Source organism: Luteimonas saliphila (genome assembly GCF_016774335.1).
GTDB lineage: Bacteria > Pseudomonadota > Gammaproteobacteria > Xanthomonadales > Xanthomonadaceae > Luteimonas > Luteimonas saliphila.
This window is the reverse complement of the sequence record NZ_JAETWA010000006.1, coordinates 93,028-113,329: the sequence shown is the minus strand read 5'-3', so window position 1 is coordinate 113,329 and position 20,302 is coordinate 93,028. Positions and strand designations below refer to the sequence as shown.

At 66.3% G+C, this 20,302-nt stretch carries 14 protein-coding genes; 8 read left to right on the top strand and 6 right to left on the bottom strand.

The genetic code is table 11. The annotated features are described in order from the left end of the window. Positions 1–710, bottom strand: a 710-nt coding sequence (locus JMO03_RS00665) for a BREX system ATP-binding domain-containing protein (protein WP_202839170.1), incomplete at its 3' end; no start/stop codon positions are given. Positions 711–1,263: 553 nt separating this feature from the next. On the opposite strand from JMO03_RS00665, the gene JMO03_RS00660 reads away from it, so the two are divergent. The 8 genes from JMO03_RS00660 (at position 1,264) to JMO03_RS00625 (ending at position 12,082) form a co-directional block, all read left to right on the top strand. Then, entirely contained in the window at positions 1,264–2,373 is a 1,110-nt protein-coding gene (locus JMO03_RS00660) for an ATP-NAD kinase family protein (RefSeq protein WP_202839168.1), read from the top strand. A gap of 49 nt (positions 2,374–2,422) precedes the next feature. Further along, positions 2,423–3,799 (top strand): aminomethyl-transferring glycine dehydrogenase subunit GcvPA, encoded by a 1,377-nt coding sequence (gcvPA, locus tag JMO03_RS00655; RefSeq protein WP_202839166.1) that lies wholly within the window; start codon positions 2,423–2,425, stop codon positions 3,797–3,799. After that, on the top strand, positions 3,796–5,349 hold the full coding sequence (gene gcvPB, locus JMO03_RS00650) for an aminomethyl-transferring glycine dehydrogenase subunit GcvPB (RefSeq protein ID WP_202839164.1): 1,554 nt from the start codon (positions 3,796–3,798) through the stop codon (positions 5,347–5,349). The genes gcvPA and gcvPB overlap by 4 nt, the downstream gene beginning before the upstream one ends. Positions 5,350–5,713: 364 nt before the next feature. Next, positions 5,714–6,370 (top strand): hydrolase, encoded by a 657-nt coding sequence (locus JMO03_RS00645; protein WP_202839162.1) that lies wholly within the window; start codon positions 5,714–5,716, stop codon positions 6,368–6,370. 184 nt (positions 6,371–6,554) lie between these two features. Further along, positions 6,555–6,998: a DoxX family protein gene (locus JMO03_RS00640; protein ID WP_202839191.1), complete on the top strand. Its 444-nt coding sequence runs from the start codon at positions 6,555–6,557 to the stop codon at positions 6,996–6,998. Between the two features lie 110 nt (positions 6,999–7,108). Beyond that, positions 7,109–8,950 carry an amidohydrolase gene (locus tag JMO03_RS00635; RefSeq protein WP_202839190.1) on the top strand — a complete coding sequence of 614 codons (1,842 nt, stop codon included), beginning with the start codon at positions 7,109–7,111 and terminating at the stop codon, positions 8,948–8,950. A 50-nt stretch (positions 8,951–9,000) separates the two neighbouring features. Beyond that, complete coding sequence (locus tag JMO03_RS00630; protein WP_202839160.1) at positions 9,001–10,656, top strand: MFS transporter; 1,656 nt, start codon at positions 9,001–9,003, stop codon at positions 10,654–10,656. Positions 10,657–10,720: 64 nt separating this feature from the next. Beyond that, positions 10,721–12,082 (top strand): alginate export family protein, encoded by a 1,362-nt coding sequence (locus tag JMO03_RS00625; RefSeq protein ID WP_202839158.1) that lies wholly within the window; start codon positions 10,721–10,723, stop codon positions 12,080–12,082. 538 nt (positions 12,083–12,620) lie between these two features. Here the strand turns inward: JMO03_RS00625 and JMO03_RS00620 are convergent. The 5 genes from JMO03_RS00620 to JMO03_RS00600 all read right to left on the bottom strand — a co-directional run bounded on the left by JMO03_RS00620 (position 12,621) and on the right by JMO03_RS00600 (position 20,143). Next, complete coding sequence (locus JMO03_RS00620) at positions 12,621–13,457, bottom strand: penicillin-binding transpeptidase domain-containing protein (RefSeq protein ID WP_202839156.1); 837 nt, start codon at positions 13,455–13,457, stop codon at positions 12,621–12,623. Positions 13,458–13,693: 236 nt separating this feature from the next. Beyond that, the gene (locus JMO03_RS00615; protein WP_238345767.1) at positions 13,694–15,760 is read right to left on the bottom strand and encodes an Atxe2 family lasso peptide isopeptidase; all 2,067 of its coding nucleotides are present in this window, start codon (positions 15,758–15,760) and stop codon (positions 13,694–13,696) included. 134 nt (positions 15,761–15,894) lie between these two features. After that, positions 15,895–18,534: a TonB-dependent receptor gene (locus JMO03_RS00610; RefSeq protein ID WP_202839153.1), complete on the bottom strand. Its 2,640-nt coding sequence runs from the start codon at positions 18,532–18,534 to the stop codon at positions 15,895–15,897. A 90-nt stretch (positions 18,535–18,624) separates the two neighbouring features. Further along, on the bottom strand, positions 18,625–19,578 hold the full coding sequence (locus JMO03_RS00605; protein WP_202839152.1) for a FecR family protein: 954 nt from the start codon (positions 19,576–19,578) through the stop codon (positions 18,625–18,627). After that, positions 19,568–20,143 carry an RNA polymerase sigma factor gene (locus tag JMO03_RS00600; RefSeq protein ID WP_202839151.1) on the bottom strand — a complete coding sequence of 192 codons (576 nt, stop codon included), beginning with the start codon at positions 20,141–20,143 and terminating at the stop codon, positions 19,568–19,570. The genes JMO03_RS00605 and JMO03_RS00600 overlap by 11 nt, the downstream gene beginning before the upstream one ends. Positions 20,144–20,302 lie beyond the last annotated feature (159 nt).

Here is a 20,302-nt window from a genome sequence, read left to right as displayed (position 1 = left end):
CGCGCCTCGGCGACGATCCGGTCGCGCACCGCGTTGTCGAGCGGTGCGCCGACGGCAGCGGCCAGCAGCGCCCGTGCATCCTTCTGTCCGAGCCCGTCCAGCCGCAGTTCGGGCAAGTCGACGAAGGCGCTGACATCGCGATCGGTCGGGTCGCGCAGCGCGAACACCAACGCGATCCGATCGGCCACCAGTCGCCGCGCCACGAACGCAAGGACCTGCGCGGACGCCTGATCCAACCATTGTGCATCCTCGACAAGGCACAGCAGCGGGCCGTCCTCGGCCACCTCGGCCAACAGGTTGAGGGTCGCCAACCCGACCAGGAACCGGTCCGGCGCAGCGCCGTCGCGCATGCCGAACGCCACGCCCAAGGCACTCTGCTGCGGGTCGGGCAGCGCGCCGGCCCTGTCCAGCAGCGGCGCGCACAACTGGTGGAGGCCCGCGAACGCGAACTGGGTCTCGGACTCCACTCCGGCCGCGTACTCCGCCCGAAACCCCGATGTCGTCGCGGTGGCGCGGGCGTACTCGAGCAGCGCAGTCTTCCCGATGCCTGCTTCCCCGCGCACCACGAGCACACCGCCCTGCCCGTCCTGCGCCCGGGCCAGCACCCGCTCGATCGTCGAACGCTCGGTGCGCCGTCCGAGCAGAGACAACCGTGGTGCGCCAGCGCGGGGCCGCATCGAGTCCACCGGTTCAGATTGCGTCGTCGTCAATTCCAATTCTAGCCGATACCAATTCGACCACGCAGACGGCGGGCGCAGCGTAGGTGTGGACGATCCCGCGGAGCGCTAATCGGCGTGCCACCCCTGGTGGATGCCTCGGCGATGCTCACAGAGCAGGCGATTCGCACGCCGCTCCCGCAGTGGATGCGTGCCGTTGGAGTCTGGAGTGAGTTTCAGTTCGCCGAACAGCGCATGCCCACACTCTCTCAAGTGAATCGGAATACATTTCCAGCGGTGGTTCGATCCAAATCACCGTATAGAACGACAATCGCTTTGCGCCCTCCTGATCGACACTGACGTCAAGGAGGCTGACCTGCTCATCCTCCCGCCGATCCAGAGCCATGAGGAGCGCGAGCGAATGACCGCCAAGACCCACGTCGACAGAGACGCCAGCGGAATGGCCGCGGTCGATGGCATCACGCACAGCGACCTGCATTGACAGACGACGTGGCGCATGTCTCCGAGAGACCGATGCCGCTGACAAGTGAGGTGCACGATGGTTGATTCCGATCGTACAGGTGTTCCCGACCGGAGCCCCCCTCTGTTGGGGTTCATCGTCAACCCGGTCGCGGGAATGGGCGGGAGCGTCGGCCTGAAGGGCACGGATGGTCAGGCGACCGTCAACGAGGCCATGCGTCGCGGCGCCCGCCCAGTCGCAGGAGAAAGAGCGGCGAAAGCCATCGACCGTTTGACCGCATCGTTGCCGCAGGTGAATGTCATCACCGTCGCCGGACCAATGGGCGAGCAGGTAGTGCGCGAAGCGGGGATCGAGCCCAGCGTGCTGGATATTCCACACGTCGGGTCATCCACCAGCATCGATACGCGCGAGGCCGCAGAATCCATGGCGGACCGGGGCGTCGACTTGATCCTCTTTGCAGGCGGCGACGGTACCGCGCGCGACATCCTTGGCGCGAGCGGCCAGCAGGTGCCGATGTTGGGCGTGCCTGCCGGCGTAAAGATGCACTCGGCCGTCTTTGGTACGACACCCGCCAACGCCGGTCACCTCGCCGCGCTGTTCCTGGCTGGCAGCCCGCGCGCGCTATTGCGCGATGCCGAAGTCATGGACCTGGACGAGGATGCGGTCCGTGCGGGCACGGTCTCGGCGCAGCTGTATGGTCACGCGCGCAGCCCGTTCGAACGTCGCCTTGTGCAGAACGCAAAGGCGGGCTCGGTCCCCGGCGAGAACGAAACACTTGACGCCGTGGCGCGGCAAGTAGCCGAGGGCATGCGCGCCGGCAGGATCTACATCCTCGGGCCGGGAACGACCACCCGGCGTGTGGCGGACGCCCTCGGCATCCCGTCCACGCTGTTGGGTATCGATGCGGTTCTGGATCGTCAGGCCATTGGCCTGGACCTCAATGAACAGGCACTCCTGCGGATCATCGAAGGGCGTGAGGCCGAGATCATCGTCAGCGTGCTCGGCGGACAGGGCAGCCTGTTCGGGCGCGGCAACCAGCAGATCAGCGCCGAGGTCATCCGCAGGGTGGGACGCGACAGGATCAACGTGATCTCGACTGTCGAGAAGCTGATCAATCTGCCCGCCGGGGCGCTGCAGGTCGACACAGGCGACTCCGAAATCGACGTGATGCTGACCGGACACATCCCCGTCATCACCGGTCCGCACCGCATCACGCTGGTCAAGGTCCGGGCCTGACCAAACCCAAGGAGCATTCATCATGACAAACGTGTCACCCCATCCTTACATGGCCAATTCGGTGCCGGAAATCCAGCAGGTGATGCTGCAATCGATCGGTGTCGACACTGTCGAGGACCTGTTCGTGCAGATCCCGCAGGACCATCGCCTCACCCGTCCGCTCGACCTGCCGCCGGCGCTGAGCGAGCGCGAACTACGCCGCCATATTGTCGGGATCCTCGCCAAGAACAGCAGCACCGAGGACAACCTGAGCTTCCTCGGTGCGGGCATCTGGCAGCACCATGTGCCCGCCGCCGTCGACGAGATCGTCCGACGCAACGAATGGCTTACCTCCATCTATGGCGAGCCCAGTTCCGACCATGGCCTCTACCAGGCCTGGTTCGAGTTCTGCAGCCAGCTTGGTGAGTTGCTGAATCTCGACCTGGTCGGCATGCCCGTGCGTAGTTGGGGCACAGCCGCCGGCCACGCCCTTCGAATGGCGGCCCGGCTGACCGGCCGTCACGAAGTTGCCGTCGTTCGGGCAATCGATCCGGAGCGGCTTTCGATCATCCGCAACTATTGCGAGCCGCCGGAGATGTCGAACCACATCGCCATCCGCCTCGTAGACTACGATCCAGCGACTGGACTGATCGATCTCGAGGATCTGCGGACCGCGGTCGGCGATCAGACAGCAGCCGTCTATTTCGAAGTGCCGTCTTACCTTGGCATGATCGAACATCAGGCTGCGGAGATCGCCGCCATCGCCCGCGCGGCCGGCGCCGAGACCATCGTGGGCGTCGACCCGATCTCCTTGGGCGTGCTGTCCCCGCCGTCCGCCTACGGCGCCGACATTGTCGTCGGCACCATCCAGCCCCTGGGCGTCCACCTCCATGCCGGCGGCGGGGTCGGCGGTTTCATTGCTACGCGCGACGAACCTCGCTACGCCGGGGAGTATCCGACGCTGTGCATCAGTATCGCCGAGACCATCAAGTCAGGCGAGTTCGGGTTCGGGCGCGCCATGCTCCACCAGTCTTCCTACGACCTGCGCGAAAAAGGCAAGGACTGGATCGGCCACTCCGTCTACCTGTGGTCGGTCGCCGCGACCGCCTACATGGCGATGATGGGGCCGCAGGGCTTCGCCGAGATCGGTGAAATCATCCTGCAGCGCGCCCACCATGCCGCGCAGCGCCTTGGCGAGCTCGACGGCATCAGGATCAATTTCCCCTCGGGCTTTTTCAAGGAATTCGTCGTCAACTTCGACGACGCCGGGAAGAGCGTCTCCGAGATCAATGACGCCCTGCGCGCCGAAGGCATCTTCGGCGGCCACGACCTCTCCTTCGACTTCCCCGAACTCGGCCAGAGCGCACTCTACTGCGTCACCGAGGTCCACACCCATGCCGATATCGAGCGCCTGGCTGGCGCCCTTCAGAAGGTGATCTCACTATGAGCGTCGAACTCAAGCAATACCAGGCCCCCGTCTGGAACGAGCCGGTCATCATGGAGATGGGATATCCCGGTCGCCGCGGCGTGCTCTTTCCGCTCGCGGAACCCGAGATCCGGCAGCGTGTCGGCGACGTGTCGGACTTGATCCCGTCCGGCATGCGCAGGCAGGACGAACCGGCCTTGCCCGAGATGTCGGAGCCCGAAGTTCTCTACCATTATCTGCGTCTCTCCCAGCAGACACTGGGCATGATGGGCATCAGCCTCTTCGGCACCTGCACCATGAAGTACAACCCCCAGATCAACGAGCAGTTGGCCTGGCGTCCCGAGATCACGGAACTCCACCCCCTCCAGCATGAGGACACCATGCAGGGCGCACTTGAGATCGTGCACAACATGGATCTGGTGCTGCGCGAAATGTCGGGGATGGACCAGTTCGTGTTCCAGGCGGGGGGCGGGTCCGAGGCGGCCTACTTGAACTGCGCGGTGACACGCGCCTATCACGCCTCGAAGGGCGAGCTGGAACAGCGCGACGAAATCATCGTGACGATCCAGACCCACCCTTGCAATCCGGCCACCGCCGCAGCGGCCGGTTTCAAGGTCATTACCCTGATGCTCGACGAGAACGGCTACCCGTCGCTCGACGCGCTGAAGGCGGTGGTCTCCAATCGCACCGCCGCAATCATGGTCAACAACCCCGATGACATGGGCGTCTACAACCCTGACATGAAGGAATGGGTGCGCATCGTTCACGAAGCGGGCGGTCTGGCCTTCTACGACGCCGCCAACTTCAACGCCACCATGTCGAAACTCCGTGCTCGCGAGATCGGATTCGACGCTTGCATGTTCATGCTGCACAAGACCTTCGGCGCGCCGAAGACCGGGGTCGGCGGACCGGCGACCGGCGCCTATGGGTGCTCGGCTGAACTCGCGCCCTTCCTTCCATCCCCCCTGGTGGTGCGTGATGGTGACCGCTATCGCCTCGACGCTGACCGACCGCAGAGCGTCGGCAAGATCCGGGAGTTCCTGGGCAACGTCCAGGTGGTCCTGAAGGCCTATGCATGGGCCCGCTCCATGGGCGCCGACGGTATTTCCCAGGCCTCTGACATTTCGGTGATGTCCAACAACTACATGGAGAAGGGGCTGCTCGCGATCAGGGGCGTGACCCGTTCCCATCCCGAGCAGACGACCCCCAGGATGGAAATGACGCGTTACTCGTTCCAGACGATGAAGGAGGAGACCGGCGTCGACATCCACGACGTTCAGAACCGGATGTCAGATTTCGGGATTGATCCGTTGTGGGCAAGCCACGAACCTTGGCTCCTGCCCCAACCCTTTACGCCCGAAGCCGGCGAGATGTACGGCAAGGAAGCGCTGGACCAATGGATCGCCGTGCTCAGCCGCATCTCCGACGAGGCCTACTCCAATCCGGAGCTCGTCAAGACTTCACCCCATAACCAGGCGATCCACCGTCTGAAGCCAGGCATGATCGACGATCCATCCACGCGGGCAATGACATGGCGCGCCTTCCAGAAGAAGCAGGCGCAAACGGCCTAGAGCGGACTTCGAGACAGTTCTGGCATTAGTCGGTGCGATGCGATGCTGCATCCACCGCCGCGGACGCGCCTTCATGGCGCCGGGTCAAGGGTGCCTGCCTGATCGTCTATCCCGGTCACCGCGATGGGATAGACGATTACCCACAAGGACCCGCTCAACCAGGACCTGCGGGACCTCCTGAAGGAGTCATGCAAGGCCACGCGGATCGCCATTGGCAGGCGCGCCTTCCGATGGTCATCCCACCCGCGCATGTCGGGTCGCCGCGAAGCGATGCCGGTTCTCTTGAAGAAGAGCTTCCGATTGCATCGGCACACGGATGTCATCGCAAGCCAATCCTCCCTACCCCTCGACAACGGAACGCCCGATGCCTACCGCCACCCCGAGCCCGGCCAAGAGCCTGCTGACCCCGAAAGACCATACGTTGATCCTGATCGACCACCAGTCGCAGATGGCCTTCGCGACCCGGTCGATCGCCGCCGAAGTGTTGCGCAACAACACCGCGCTGGTCGCCAGGAGCGCGGCGGGATTCAAGGTCTCCACCATCCTGACCACGGTCGCCGAGAAGAGCTTCTCCGGTCCGATCTTCGACGAGATCACCGAGGCATTTCCCGGCGAGCCGAAGATCGACCGCACCTCGATGAACACCTGGGAGGACTCGCGCATTGCCGAGAAGGTCAACGCCATCGGCAAGAATCGCATCGTTTTCGCAGGTCTCTGGACCAGCGTATGCATCGTCGGTCCCGTGCTGTCTGCGCTCGAACAGGGCTTCGAGGCCTATGTCATCACCGACGCCAGCGGCGACATCAGCGACGAGGCGCATGAGCGCGCGGTGCAGCGCATGGTCCAGGCTGGCGCGCGACCATTGACCAGCATGCAGTACCTGCTGGAACTCCAGCGGGACTGGGCGCGCACCGCGACTTACGAACTGAGTACCGGCATCGCCCGGGTCAACGGTGGCGCCTACGGCATCGGCATCACCTACGCCAAGACGATGTTCAACGCCAGCGAAGGCGGGCACTGACCGTTTCGGGATGACAGATGCCGTGTCTCCCGCAAGGGACATGGCGTCCGCGCCGGCGCGGAAAGGGTCATCCGTTTCGCAAGTCGACGCCACGCGTCATGCACGAGCTCGCTCTTCGCCCTGTCGAGCAGGCCTGGTCCGTCGTTCCGCTCCTCCCCTTCCCCGTGGAGACACACGGATGCCCATGCACATCGCTATTGCCGATCCATCGCGCAGCGACCTCGCCCTGTTGCTGTTGCGGCTGACGGCCGGCGGCTTCCTGCTGCCGCATGGGCTGGGCAAGCTCTTCGGCTGGTTCGGCGGGCCGGGCCTGGCCGGATTCGCCACCGAGCTGCGCGGTTTCGGCCTGCCTGCGTCCACGCCATTGCCACTGCTGCTGGCGGCGATGCAGATCCTGGTCGGGCTGTGCGTCGTTCTCGGGCTGTGCACCCCCGTCGCGGCAGCGCTGGGCGCCGCCTTCCTCGCCCTCACCGCCGCGCTCAACCGCGAGGGCGGTTGGTTCTGGATGCACGGCGGAATGGAGTACCCGCTGCTGTGGACGGCGACCCTGCTGGGGTTGGCGCTGCTGGGCGGCGGGCACTGGTCGCTCGATGCGCTGCTGTTCGATCACACGGGAGCCACGCCATGAGCACGCCTGTCCAAGACCCCTCCCGGCGCCGCTTCGTCGGCGCGCTCGCCGCCGGTGCCACCGTCGCCAGCCTGCCCGGCCACGGACTCACCCGTCCACAGGAGCGTTTCATGGCGGACCTGATCGTCCACAACGCCAGGATCACTACCCTAGATTCCAAGGGGCCCATGGCGACCGCCATCGCCGTAGCCAACGGCGTCGTCGTGGCATTGGGCGACGACGCGACGGTGATGGAGAAAGCCGGCAGCGCCACTCGCGTCGTTGATGCCGAAGGCCGCCGTCTCATCCCCGGCCTCAACGACAGCCATACCCACCTCATCCGCGGTGGTCTGAACTACAACCTGGAGCTGCGCTGGGACGGCGTGCGCTCGCTGGCCGACGCCATGGCCATGCTGCGGGCACAGGTCGCACGCACGCCGGCGCCGCAGTGGGTGCGCGTGATCGGCGGCTTCACCGAATACCAGTTCGTCGAGAAGCGACTGCCGACGCTCGACGAGATCAACGCGGCCGCACCGGACACGCCAGTCTTCATCATGCGCCTGTACGACCGCGCGCTACTCAATCGCGCCGCGCTGCGTGCCGTCGGCTACGACAAGGACACGCCCAATCCGCCCGGCGGCGAGATCCAGCGCGACAGGGCCGGCAATCCGACCGGTCTGTTGCTGGCCAAGCCGAACGCGCTGATCCTCTACGCCACGCTGGCCGCTGGGCCGAAACTGCCGCCCGAGTACCAGATCAACTCCACGCGCCACTTCATGCGCGAGTTGAACCGCCTGGGCATCACCTCTGTGATCGATGCCGGCGGCGGCTTCCAGAACTATCCCGACGACTACGCGATCATCCGCAAGCTGCACGCCGACGACGAGCTCACGGTGCGCATCGCCTACAACCTGTTCACCCAGAACAACGGCGGCGAGCTTGCCGACTTCCAGCGCTGGACGCAGATGCTGTCCGCGCGCGAAGGCGACGACATGCTGCGTCACAACGGCGCCGGCGAGATGCTGGTGTTCTCGGCCGCGGATTTCGAACTCTTCGGCGAACCGCGCCCCGTTCTGCAGGCGGGGCTGGAACCGGGCCTGGAGCAGGTGGTGCGGCTGCTGGCCGAACACCGCTGGCCGTTCCGCATCCATGCCACCTACGACGAGAGCATCGCGCGCATTCTCGACGTGTACGAGATGGTGAATCGCGACGTGCCGTTCGACGGCCTGCACTGGATCGTCGACCACGCCGAGACCATCTCCGATCGCAGCATCGAGCGGGTGCGTGCGCTGGGCGGCGGCATCGCCGTGCAGCACCGCATGGTCTACCAAGGCGAGGATTTCGTGGAACGCTATGGCGCCCGGGCCGCGAGCCACACGCCGCCGATCCGGCGCATGCTCGATGCCGGCGTGCCGGTCGGCGCCGGCACCGACGCCACCCGCGTGGCGAGCTACAACCCTTGGGTGGCGCTGTATTGGCTGAGCACCGGACGCACCATTGGCGGGCTGCAGCTCTACGGTGAAGACAACCGACTCGAGCGCGAGGAAGCGCTGCGCCTGTGGACCCATGGCAGCGCGTGGTTCTCGACCGAACAGGCGGACAAGGGCGTGCTGGCCGTCGGCCAGTTCGCGGATTTCAGCCTGCTGTCGGCCGACTTCTTCGCCGTGCCCGACGAGGCGATCCTCGACATTACCAGCGTGCTGACCGTGGTCGGCGGCAAGGTGGTCCACGGCGATGGTGACTACACGGCGCTGGCACCGGCGCTGCCCGCGCCCATGCCCGACTGGTCGCCGGTGCGGCACTTCGGCGGCTACCAGGGCGCCACGCTGGCCCAGGCCTCGGCCGCGTTCGCCGCCGCGCATGGCGCCGGTTGCAGCGTGCACGGCCACGGCCATGCCGCGCATCACGCCGCACCGACCGACGACCATCAGGGGTTCTGGGGCGCGCTGGGCTGTTCCTGCTTCGCATTCTGAGCGCGGCCCTCGCACCCACCTCCGCCATGACGCGACCCCAGGACATCACGATGAGCCAACCTTCTTCGCCGCCCAGTGCATCCGTACCCGGCGCATGGTCGCCATTGACCCAGCCCACGTTCCGCATGATGTGGCTGGCCGTGCTGATCGGCAACATCGGCACCTGGATCCACGACGTCAGCGCCGCCTGGGTGATGGCCGACAACACCGGCTCGCCCTTCATGGTCGCCGCGGTCCAGTCGGCCACCACCCTGCCGGTGGTGCTGCTGGCCGTGTTCGCCGGCACGCTCGCCGACATCGTCGATCGCCGCAAATACCTGATCCTGGCCCAGCTGTGGATGCTGATCGTCGCCAGCACGCTGGCCCTGCTCGCGCACCTGGACATGCTCGGGCCATGGACCCTGATCGCATTGACGTTCGCGCTAGGCATCGGCGCGGCGATGGCGATGCCCGCGCAGCAGGCCACTGTGCCCGAGCTGGTGCCGCGCGCCATGCTCAGCCCGGCGGTGGCCCTGTCGTCGCTGAGCATGAACATCGCGCGAGCCGTCGGTCCAGCGCTCGGTGGCCTGATCGTGGCCAGCGCCGGCATCGAATGGGCCTTCGCGCTCAATGCCCTGAGCTTCCTCTGCATCATGGTCGTGCTGCTGATCTGGAAGCGTGCGCCCACCCGATCGGTGCTGCCGCCAGAATCGTTCGGCGTCGCCCTGCGCGCGGGCCTGCGCTACGCCACCCAGGCCTCGGTATTGCAGTCGGTTCTGGTCAAGGCCGCCAGCTTCTTCATGTTCGCCAGCGCGCTGACCGCGCTGTTGCCGATCGTCGTCAATCGTGACCTGCAGGCCAGCGCCGGCAGCTACGGTCTGCTGCTCGGATTCATCGGCATCGGCGCGATCAGCGGGGCGGTGTTGCTGCCCAGGTTGCGCGCCAAGGTCGCGCCGGACCGTCTGGTTCTGATCGCGACCCTGGTCTACGCCGGCTGCATGCTGGCGCTGGCGCTGCTGCGCAATATCCCGGTGCTGTACGTCGTGTCGCTCGTCAACGGCTTCGCCTGGATCACCGTGCTGTCGTCGTTGCAGATCGCCGCCCAGACTTCGGTACCGGCATGGGTGCGCGCCCGCGCGCTTGCGCTGTACATCGTGGTGTTCTCCGGCGGGATGGCCATTGGCAGCCTGGGCTGGGGCACTCTCGCCCAGCAGACCAGTACCACTGCGGCACTGCTGGCCGCCGCCGCCGGCACCGTGCTGGCCGCGTTCTTCGGGCTGCGCTTCCGCCTGGGCGAGGCGGCCAACGTCAATGTCACCCCCTCCGGCCATTGGCCCCAACCGGTCGTGGTGGACGACATCGCCGGCGACCGCGGCCCGGTGCTGATCACGATCGAGTACAGGATCGCGCTGGACCGTCGCGATGAATTCCTGCGCCTGATGCACCCCCTCGGCCGCAGCCGTCGTCGCGATGGCGCCGTGCAGTGGGGTGTGGCCGAAGACACCGAAGCGCCGGGCATCTACCTGGAGTACTTCCTCGACGGCTCCTGGCTGGAGCACCTGCGCCAGCACGAACGGGTGACCGAAAGCGAACGCGTATTGCAGGGCCAGATCCTGCAATTGCTGGCCGACCCTACCCGCATGCCGAGGGTGCGGCACTTCGTCGGCGGCGCGCCGGGCGCGCCGCTGCAGCAGGTCCGCGCGTCCAACGTCCAGGTCCTGGGATGAGCCCGGAATACTTGCTCGAAAGGCTGCCGGCCGGAGATCGCGACGCCCGTCGCAATCAGGCGGCATGAAGATGCGGACCACCCGGCTCGGCATCCTCCTGCTGCTGGCCGCCGATGCCGCGCTGGCGCAGTTCCGTCCGCTGCGATTCGACGACGACTTCAGCGCTCAGCGCCAGGCCTGCGCCGAAGACAACCAACGCGCATGCTGGAAGGACCGCCAGGTCGGCGACCACATCCGCGTCAGCATCGGCGGCGACTTGCGCTGGCGCTACGAGCACACGGCCAATCCCCGCTATGGCCTGGAACCCCAGGACCGCTGGGGCGTGTGGATGCAGCGTCACTCCGCGCTCGTCGATCTGCGGGTAGGCAGGCATCTGCGCGGCTTTGCGCAGCTGGCCAGCTCGCATGCCGACGGCCGCGCTGCAGGTCCCTCGCCGGTGGACGAGAACCGCCTCGACCCCACCAACCTGTTCGTCGAATGGCGCTCGGCGACGACAGGCGACGGCGGCACCGGGATGCGCATCGGCATCCAGGAACTGCAGTTCGGGTCGGGGCGCGGCATCGATGCACGCGAGGGCCCCAACGTCCGGCGCAGCTTCGAAGCCGTCCGCGCCTACGCGACCAGCGGCCCCTGGCGCGTCGATGCATTCGCCGCGGCGCCGCGCGACCACCGTCCCGGCAGTTTCGACGACGCCCGCTCGCAGACCCAGGCACTGCGTGGCCTCTATGCCACCCGCACCGCAGCCGTCACGTCCTGGGACGTCTACGCGCTGCACTACGAGGACACCGTCGCCCGCTACGTCCAGGGCGTGGCGCACGAACGCCGCTGGACGCTCGGTGCCCGCGTGTTCGGCAGCCGCAAAGCCTGGCACTGGAACTGGGAGTCCATCATCCAGGGCGGCAAGTTCGGCGACGCCGGCATCCGCGCCTGGTCGATCGCCACCGATACCGGCTACACCTTCGAGGATGTGGCGGGCCAACCCCGGCTGGCGCTGCTCGTAGCCGTCGCCAGCGGCGACAAGGATTCCCATGACGACCGCCTCGGCACCGTCAATCCCCTCTACCCGCGCGGCAACTACTTCGGCGACGAAGCCACGCTCGGACCTCGCAACTTCTTCAACATCCACCCCGCCCTGACCCTGCAGCTTTCGCCACAGGTCGAGCTGGACGCCAGCCTCGACTTCTTCTGGCGCCACAGCACCCGCGATGGCGTCTACGCGCCCAACGGCATGCTGATCGTGCCTGCGGGAGACAGTCGCGCCCGGTATGTCGCGACCATCGCATCGCTCGCGCTCAACTGGAGACCAGCACCGGGCTGGTCCTCGAGCACGGCCCTCGCCCATGCGCAGCCGGGCGCGTTCCTGCGTGAGGCCGGCGCCGGTGATGCGCTGAGCCTGATCAGTCTCACGCTGCAGTATCGATTCTGAAGACATCGTCCGGAGACGGACTGTTCCGGCGAGCTACTGTTACGTCATCGCCGGTCATCCATGCTCCACGCGCAGGTGCGTCGAAACCGGGATTGAACCAAGTCGAGCAGCCCTACCCTCGATAACCGACCCTTATTCCCACTTGGATAACGTCCGCATCGGCGCCACGAGTGGACATCCAAGGATGTTTTGTAGTGAGCTGTAGCGCACGCGGCATACGGGGTCAGGGCAGTCCATCGTGTCCTTTATCATTCTGATGGGCCTGTCTGTAGCGACATCGGATCCGTTAATCTTCGATACGCGGCGCGATCGCTTCGGATACACCGGCCGCCCCCTCGGCACAACTACGATATGAACCGCCCAGTAGGGGCGCGTATGGTGAAATGCCAGCACGTCGTCCGTCTCCCGCACGATCGTGACGGGCGTTCTCACGCTCAAGACTTCATCACAATAGAAGTCGTTCATCATCGGTTCGTTTCCAGGCAAAACGCTTGAACCATCCCGCGCCGAAGCGGCGTCGGCTTGCGTGTCAGGTATCTCAATCAAGAATGCCGAGGTCCACCAGTATCCGCTTGGTGATTGGGATCCGTTCATCGTAGGCGCGACCGTAATCCGGGGCACCGAGCTGGATGGCGAAGTAGTAGACGTTTGCATTTTTTTCAACATAGCCCACGTACCAGTTCGACGTTTCCTCTCCGTCGGGCTGGCAGGCGCCTGTCTTTGCACTCAATCGCCACCCCGGCGTTTCCTCGGCCAGCATGATCTCCTTGGTCAATCGGGTCGTCCGCTCCGACAGCCCGAGCCGTTCTTCGTAGAACGCCCGAAGGAACGCCACTTGCTCGTTCGGCGAGATCCGCAGGCTTCCATCAATCCAGAAGGGAACCAGAAGTCCCCCGCTGACATCGGCATTCCCGTACCCAAACTGTTCCAGGAACCGCCGCTCCGATTCAAGGCCGAGCCTCAGTGCCATCTGCCGGTAGTACCACATCGCCGAGGCTTTGAAGGCCGACTGGAGGTCAAAGTCACGTGCCCAGTGGGTTGGCTCGTTGAAAGACGAATCGTATGCAAGCGTGTGTGCGGAATCGCGGGCCGTTCCGCTCTCGAGCAGGATCGCCGTATTCGGGATCTTGAACGTCGAACAGGGTGCGAACCGTGCGTCGGCGCGGTCCGCGTTGTGGCGGACGTATCGGCCGCTAGCGGCGTCGAGCAGGACGAAGGTGCCGTTGAGCCCCGCGAAGTAACCGCTCAGATCCCGGTCGGTATCGACGTCCTGCGTTTCCTCAAAGGGACCGGCACGCTCGTTGGAGCGGACACAACCCACCATGATCGTGAAAGTGATCGCAATGGCGATCACGACCGCGGTGGATCCCTGCATCAATTGCTTCAATTTCGCCTGCCTAACGCCAAGTCAAGCCGTGCCGCGAAGCGTCACCGGCCTCAGCGGATTGTTGAACCGCGCCGCCTGGCTTGCGAATGAAGGAGCAATGGTTCCGTCCTTCATCCCCGGTTTCACCGACCAGGGCCAACGTTTTCGACTCTATCATCTTGCGAGACGTGGTCGCGCTGTGGACTTCCGGCCATGTCATCGCTCGTCGTTTTCCGGAGGCGTCGTCAGTGTTCGATCTGCACATGGGTGCTGACGACGCCGCAATAGTCGCGGACCGAACGCGGGTTCTTGCACTGCAGCTCACGAAGCTGGCGCCAGCGTTCGTACTGCTCCGCCTTGGCCGGATCGGGATCCTCGATGTCCTGCAGCCAGAACCGGAACCAGTCGAGGTTGCGGTCGTAGATCGTGAGCCGATGCGCGGGTTGCCACTTCATGTGCGTTTCGTCGTTGAAGCTGTACGCCTCGAACGGCAGGCGCGCGTCGCTCATTGCACGGATCAGGCGCACCATGCCGAGGAGTTCCACCGCGGCGGCGTGAAACAGCACCGGCGCTTCGACCTCATCGAGATGCCAGCGCAGATCGATCGGCTTCCAGAAGGCATCGTCCTTGGGAAACATCGGCTGCGGCTGATCGCCATAAGGATAGGGAAGGCGGGCAAAGTGATACTCCAGGTCCTGCCAGCTCCCATGCGCCACGGAGAGCGCAGCGAAGCGGTCGCGCTTCTGCACCATGTACAGCGGCACGAAGGCGCCGTGGCTGACGCCCCCCGTCCCAGCCCGCGCGGCATCGATGTTCGCGCGTTCGGCGACGGTATCCATGCCAGCGAACGTCGTCTCGCTGAGCATGGTCAGATGCGGGTAATCGAACGCCGGATCGTAGGCACGCTGGGCGAGTACGTTGGCGTCGCCCTCGACGAACGCGCGAATGGCGTGGGGGAAGGCGGAGTTCAGCACGACGAATCCGTTGGCCGCATAGACCAGCAGCGGATGCTCGTCGCCCACGTCCCCGCGCAGGAAGCGCCCCGAGGCGTAGGGCGCGACGAACAGCGGGTACGCGCGGGCTGGATCGTAATCCGGCGGATAGAGCACGATGCCGCCCGCGCGCGGCGCATAGCCCATGCGCGCGATGTCGGCTGCGGTGTCCCATTCGATCCGCTCGGCGCGCCCGAGGCGGAAGTTCGCGAACTCCGGATTGACGTCGGCGATCTTCGTCACCGCACCGCTGGCGATGTCGATGGCAGCCACATGGCGCGGTTCGAGCGGAGTTTCCCGTAGGCAGACAAGGCGATGGCGCGAGAGACCGCAGGCTTCGAGAAGCGTCTCGGCGCTGGAGAAGACCGTACGAACCGCCCCCGACCGTGGCGACCATGCATAGAGGCTCTGGCGCAGGTCGGTCGGCCCGTCGAGGCTCCAGATCGCCACCTCGTCCGCAGTGTCGCGCCACCAGATCTCGCGGATGATCTGTCCTGCGCAGCGCGGATCCCCGCACACGACGGGATCGCCGCCGGGCGCCAGGGTCGCGCGAAGCCGGCCGAAGGGAAACATGCCGGTCTGCCCGGGATCGTCGCGCTCCAGCCACGCCATCGCACCGTCGGCGGCGATCACCGGGGGTCGAAGCGCCGCGGAGATCTCGGCCACGCCGCCACCCGACTGGCGCTCGCGGATCGCGGTGAAGTCATCCTGCTCGGCCTCGGCCGCCGCGCGTTCGTCGCGCCCGTCTGCGTCCACGATCCAGGTGGCCAATGCCGCGTCCAGCGACGGCAGCGGTGGGCCGGAATTGACCGCGTGGTAAAGCGTCCTGAAGCTCTGCAGCGGATGCCCGCTGCGTTCCACCGCCTCATGGCGCGCAGCCAGCGCCGCTCGAGCCTGACCCACAGTGAAGAAGAGCGAACGCCCATCCTCGTTCCAGGCGAAATCGCGCACATCGGCTGCGTTGCGCGTGACCTGGCGCTGACCGCTGCCATCGGTCCGGCTCGTCCAGAGCTGCACTTCGCCGATCCGCCGCACCGTGTAGGCGATCGAGCTTCCATCTGGCGACCATCGCGCGGGGCTGGCTTCGAAATCGCCGGTCTGTATACCGTTGGGCGACGTCATGAGACGCGCCTCGCCGCCGTCGCCTACGTAGGTGAGCGCGCCCCCGTCCAACTGCCCCACATACCAGGCCATGCGATAGGTGTTCGCTTCCGGATCGGCCTGGCGTACGAGGATGGCGAAGCGCGCGCCATCGGGGGAAATGCTCAATGTATCGATGTCGCGGATGCGCGCCAGATCGTCCGTGGTGATCAGCCGCATCTCCGCCGGGGCCGGCGCGGGGATCGGAACCGAGGGTATGCCGGGAGTCCCGGCCGGCGACGGGTCCGCCCAGGCGTCCGCGGATACCAGCGTCAGCAGGCAGAGCGCAGCGGTGCGCGCGCGTCGGGTCGCGGTCACCATGACTTGCGGACCTCGAGGGACACGATGCGTCCGAACGGACTGGCGTTCTCGGTGTCGTAGCCCGGGCTGCCGTACGATGACAGCAGGTCGGTGATCCGCGGCGGATCCCGGTCGAAGGCATTGAGGGCGTTGAGCTGCAGCGACAGCCCGCGAAGCCACGGGATCCGGCCACTGAACGCATAGCCGAGGCCGAGATCCACGGTGGTCCAGGAGGAAACGCCGGAGGGCGTTTCCGGCAGCTGGTTGTCCACGTAGTCGTCGGCGTAGTTGACGAACGCCGAGGCGGACCAGGCGCCCTTGCTCCAGACCAGGCTCGCGCGTGCACGCAGGTCGAGCGGATTGTAGATGGTGTCGAGGATGTCGACGGGCGGCAGGGCGGCGACTTCGCGGATGTCGTGGGCCAGCAGCCTGCTGAGGTTGAGGGCGGCGGAGAAGGCGCCATGGCGCGTGGCGAAATCCTTGCCGATGTTGACGTCGATGCCACGCATCCGGGTGCTGGCCTGGTTGCGCGTGCGCCCGTCGAAGAATGCCTCCACCGTGCTGAGGTCGCCGGGCGTGAGGTTGAAGAACTGGGCAACTTCATCGAGCAGGGCCATCTGTTCCGGAGCCGGCGGCCTGCTCAGCAGCGGCATCAGCGACGGATCGGTGAAGACGGCTCCGGTGAAGCGCGCCGCCCGGATGCGATCCTTGTAGTCGATGTCGAAATAGGTGGCTGATACGCGGAGCCCGAACAGGTCCGGGTCGATGTCGAAGCCGGTCGTCCAGATCGTCGCGTTCTCCGGGCCCAGGTCCGAATCCGGCATCTGGAGCACGATCGCGGTGCGCGTCGTTCCCGTCGCCGACGCAGGATCGGGCAGGTCGATGACCAGGCCACCGCTCAGGCTCGCATCGTACTGGTAGAGATAGGGCGCGCGAAAGGACGTGCCGTAGGTCGCGCGCAGGTTCACGCTGTCGACCGGCGACCAGAGCAGGCCGATCTTGTAGGTGTCGGCAGCGCCGACATCGTCGTAGTCTTCGTAGCGCGTGGCGAGCGTGAGATTGAGGCGCTTCGCGAATGCGTTGGCGTTGGCCTCGCCCACCAATGGCAGGAAGAGTTCCGCGTACCCGGCGCCTACCTTCCGCTCATGCCTGAGTCTGGCGTCGCCCGTGATGCGATGAACGGAGAGCTCCTCCGCGCGTCGTTCGGCACCGAAGGCGAGTCGCGCCTCGCCACCCGGCAGAGCGAAGACGCGTCCCTCGGCCTCGAGTTCCGTCGCGGCGACGTCATGGCTCGAGAACACCCAGGTCTCGAACGCAGGCCCGGAAGGACCAGCCCCGAAGAAATTCCTGCGTTCGACGTCCGTTCCGCTGCGCGTATGCGCCAGCGTCCACGTCCAATCGTCGCCGGCACGCCAATCCAGCGCGAGCGTCCCGCCGCGCTGGTCAGTCGTGCCGGTGTACCTGCTCTGGCGAACGGCGACCGCCTCGTACATCATGCTTTCGAAATCGCGCGACGTGTCGTAGAAAACTGCCGACAACGTCATGTCGGCGGTCAGGTCCTGCTGACCGTTGATGAACAGGCTGCGGCGCTCGTCGCCGGGGCTCAGATGGGTGGTGCCCTGCTGCAGGCCGGTCGCGTAAGGACGTTCGCTAGCGAACAGTGGCTCGTTGCGGCTGTAGTCGAGGTTGAACAGCACCGCGCCCGTGTCCCAGGCGGTGCCCCAGAGCTGGCTGGCGCCGTACTGGCGCAAGCTGCCGTCGGTGACCGTGCCGTAGCGCAGCCGCGTTTCCGCACCTTCGAAATCGTCGCGCAGGATCAGGTTCACCACTCCGCCGACGGCGTCCGATCCGTAGATGGCCGAAGCGCCATCGGGCACGACCTCGATGCGCTTGAGCGCACCGAGCGGCACGATGGACATGTCGGTGAGGTTCCCGAACCCGCCCGGCGCCAGGCGACGGCCGTTGAGCAGCACCAGCGTGGACTCCGTGCCGAGACCGCGGAGATTGACGCCGGCGCCGAAGGCGACGTTGTTCTCGTTGCCGTTGCGCGTCGAGACAACGGCGCTGGCCGTCTCCGAACTGCCGCCCGTGAAGTTCTGCGGCAGCGTCCGCAGCACCTGCTGGACGGAGCTGGCCCCGCTGGCGATGAAATCCTCCTGAGAGAAGATATAGGCCGGTGCCGCGCCCCCCTCGCCGCGGATGCGGGTGCCGGTAACGACGATCGTGTCCAAGTCGCCGACTTCGGCGGAGGGGGCGCTCCGGGAAACCGCATCCGCAGCTGGCGCCTCCTGCGGTTCGGTGGCCGCCGATTGGCCCGTCGGCGCCGGCTCCTGCCGTGCGCCGTTTTCCGGCCGCGGCTGGCCGGAAGTCCTGACGATCGCCGCCGCACCACTCGCGTCGCGCACCACGGAAAATCCTGTTCCCGCGAGGATGCGCTCCAGCGCCTCTTCCGACGCGAGTGCCCCGCGCACGCCCTGCGACCGTATACCGCGGATGTCCTCCACCCGGTAGATGAGCTGCAAGCCGGACTGGCGCGCATAGGCATCTAGCGCGACCTTCAGGTCACCCGCCGGGACGTCGAAGTCGCGCGATCGCGCATACGCCGCGCCGCTGGCAAGCACCAGCGCGCAGGCACCGGCGAGCAGTGATTTCATCAGTCTGTTGCGGCCCATCCTTCCTCTCCCCGTTGGCGATTGCCGTCAGGAAACAGGAGACGGACCTGCACGGAAAACCCCTAGATCCCCTCAACGGGAAATCTCGATCTCGCCGTCGCGATGCTCCACACGCAGGCCATAGGCCGAGCCGAGTAGTCGCGCGAATGCATCCGCATTCTCCGCCTCGAAGGTGCCGCCGATGCGGATCTGCGCGGCGCCCGGATCGCCCAGCACAAGCTTGGTGGCGTTGTAGCGGTTGAACTCCGCCGCAGCCTCGGCCAGCGTTGTCTGGTCGAAGCTCAGCATGCCGCGACGCCAACTGAGTGCGTTGGCGACCTGCTCCACCGATGCACTGGCGACCAGCGTCGATACGCCCTTCGCAACCACGATGTCGCCCTGTCCGAGCACTTCCGGGCGCATCGGCGCATCCGATTTCGCCGGCTCCACCCGGACGCGGCCTTCGGCGACCGCCACCCGCACCGCATCGCCGTCGCGGCGGACCGAGAATTTAGTGCCGAGCACCGTTACCTTGCGATCGCCGGCCCAGACCACGAAGGGCCGTTGCGCGTCGTGCCTCACCTCGAAGTAGGCCTCTCCGCGGTCGAGCCAGATTTCGCGCACCTCTTCGGTGACGGCCGCGCGCATCCGGGTATCGGTACTGAGCTCGACGCGCGAACCGTCCCTCAGCGGCAGCGTCTGCCGGCCGCCGACGGGGGTTTCGTAATGTTCCCTGCCCTGATCCGGCAGGATATCGAGCAACAGCAGCCCGACGGCCACCACCGCGGCCAATGAGGCCGCGATCGCCGCCGGTCTCCACAACCGGAGGCTGCGACGGGGCGTGCGGGTCGCCGGTGGCACTTCGCGCAGCGCGGCCAGTCGGCCCACCTTGGCCCAGCCATGTTCCAGCCGCCAGTAGGCCAGCTTGTGCTCGGTAGCCTCGTCCAGCCAGACATCGAGCGCGGCCTGGTCGACGGCGCTCCATTCCGGCTGCTCGCGGCGCTCCAGCCAATGCACGGCCTGCTGTTCGATACGTTCAACGCTCATGCTCGGCCTCCTTGTCGCTGGTGTCGTGCGCAGCTCGGCGGTCGGTCGCGCCGCCGCCGAGCACGAAGTCGATCAGCGTGCGCATGCCGCGCGTGGTCTGCTGCTCGACCGCCTTGATGCTGACCCCGAGTTGCATGGCGGTCTCCTTCTGCGACAGTCCCTGCACCTTGCGCAGCACGATCACCTCGCGGCAGCGCGGCGGCAGGGTGTCCAGGCCTGCCTGCACGCGGCGCAGTTCCTCGCGCGAACTGGCCACCCGCAGGGGCGTCAGCGCCTCTTCCGGCGGCAGCGCGTTCTCCAGATCCGCCACCTGGTCGAACGAAACGATGCTGGCCTGCCGCGCCCGGTCGATCAGGTGGTTGCGCGCGGTGACGAACAGAAATGATTGGGGATTTTGCGGCACCTGCCGGCAGGCCGCCTCGTACATGCGCACGTAGATATCCTGGCGCAGGTCCGGCACCTCTGCCTCGACCCGCCAGTTGCGCCGCAGGTAGCGCATCAGCGCTCCCTCCAAAGGCAGCACTTCGCGCTGGAACCAGTCCTTCAGGGCGTCACGCTCGGCCATGTCTTGTCCGCCTTATCAGGACTATAGGACGGAGGGCAGCGGAAAATCCCTAGGTCGGGGCGCAACAGCGCTTCCGCTCTGGTGTGCGTGCCGCGCGGTGACGGGCGCGGGGCGACCTGCCCCGCGGCCATGCACGCCCTGGGTGCGTTCGTCCGCCCG

Coding starts and splice junctions, on each gene's coding strand:
- JMO03_RS00645 (WP_202839162.1), top strand. CDS start 5,714: ATGCCTACCGCCACCCCGAGCCCGGCCAAGAGCCTGCTGACCCCGAAA.
- gcvPB (WP_202839164.1), top strand. CDS start 3,796: ATGAGCGTCGAACTCAAGCAATACCAGGCCCCCGTCTGGAACGAGCCG.
- JMO03_RS00630 (WP_202839160.1), top strand. CDS start 9,001: ATGAGCCAACCTTCTTCGCCGCCCAGTGCATCCGTACCCGGCGCATGG.
- JMO03_RS00640 (WP_202839191.1), top strand. CDS start 6,555: ATGCACATCGCTATTGCCGATCCATCGCGCAGCGACCTCGCCCTGTTG.
- JMO03_RS00625 (WP_202839158.1), top strand. CDS start 10,721: ATGAAGATGCGGACCACCCGGCTCGGCATCCTCCTGCTGCTGGCCGCC.
- gcvPA (WP_202839166.1), top strand. CDS start 2,423: ATGGCCAATTCGGTGCCGGAAATCCAGCAGGTGATGCTGCAATCGATC.
- JMO03_RS00610 (WP_202839153.1), bottom strand. CDS start 18,534: ATGAAATCACTGCTCGCCGGTGCCTGCGCGCTGGTGCTTGCCAGCGGC.
- JMO03_RS00615 (WP_238345767.1), bottom strand. CDS start 15,760: ATGCGGCTGATCACCACGGACGATCTGGCGCGCATCCGCGACATCGAT.
- JMO03_RS00635 (WP_202839190.1), top strand. CDS start 7,109: ATGGCGGACCTGATCGTCCACAACGCCAGGATCACTACCCTAGATTCC.
- JMO03_RS00620 (WP_202839156.1), bottom strand. CDS start 13,457: ATGCAGGGATCCACCGCGGTCGTGATCGCCATTGCGATCACTTTCACG.
- JMO03_RS00605 (WP_202839152.1), bottom strand. CDS start 19,578: ATGAGCGTTGAACGTATCGAACAGCAGGCCGTGCATTGGCTGGAGCGC.
- JMO03_RS00600 (WP_202839151.1), bottom strand. CDS start 20,143: ATGGCCGAGCGTGACGCCCTGAAGGACTGGTTCCAGCGCGAAGTGCTG.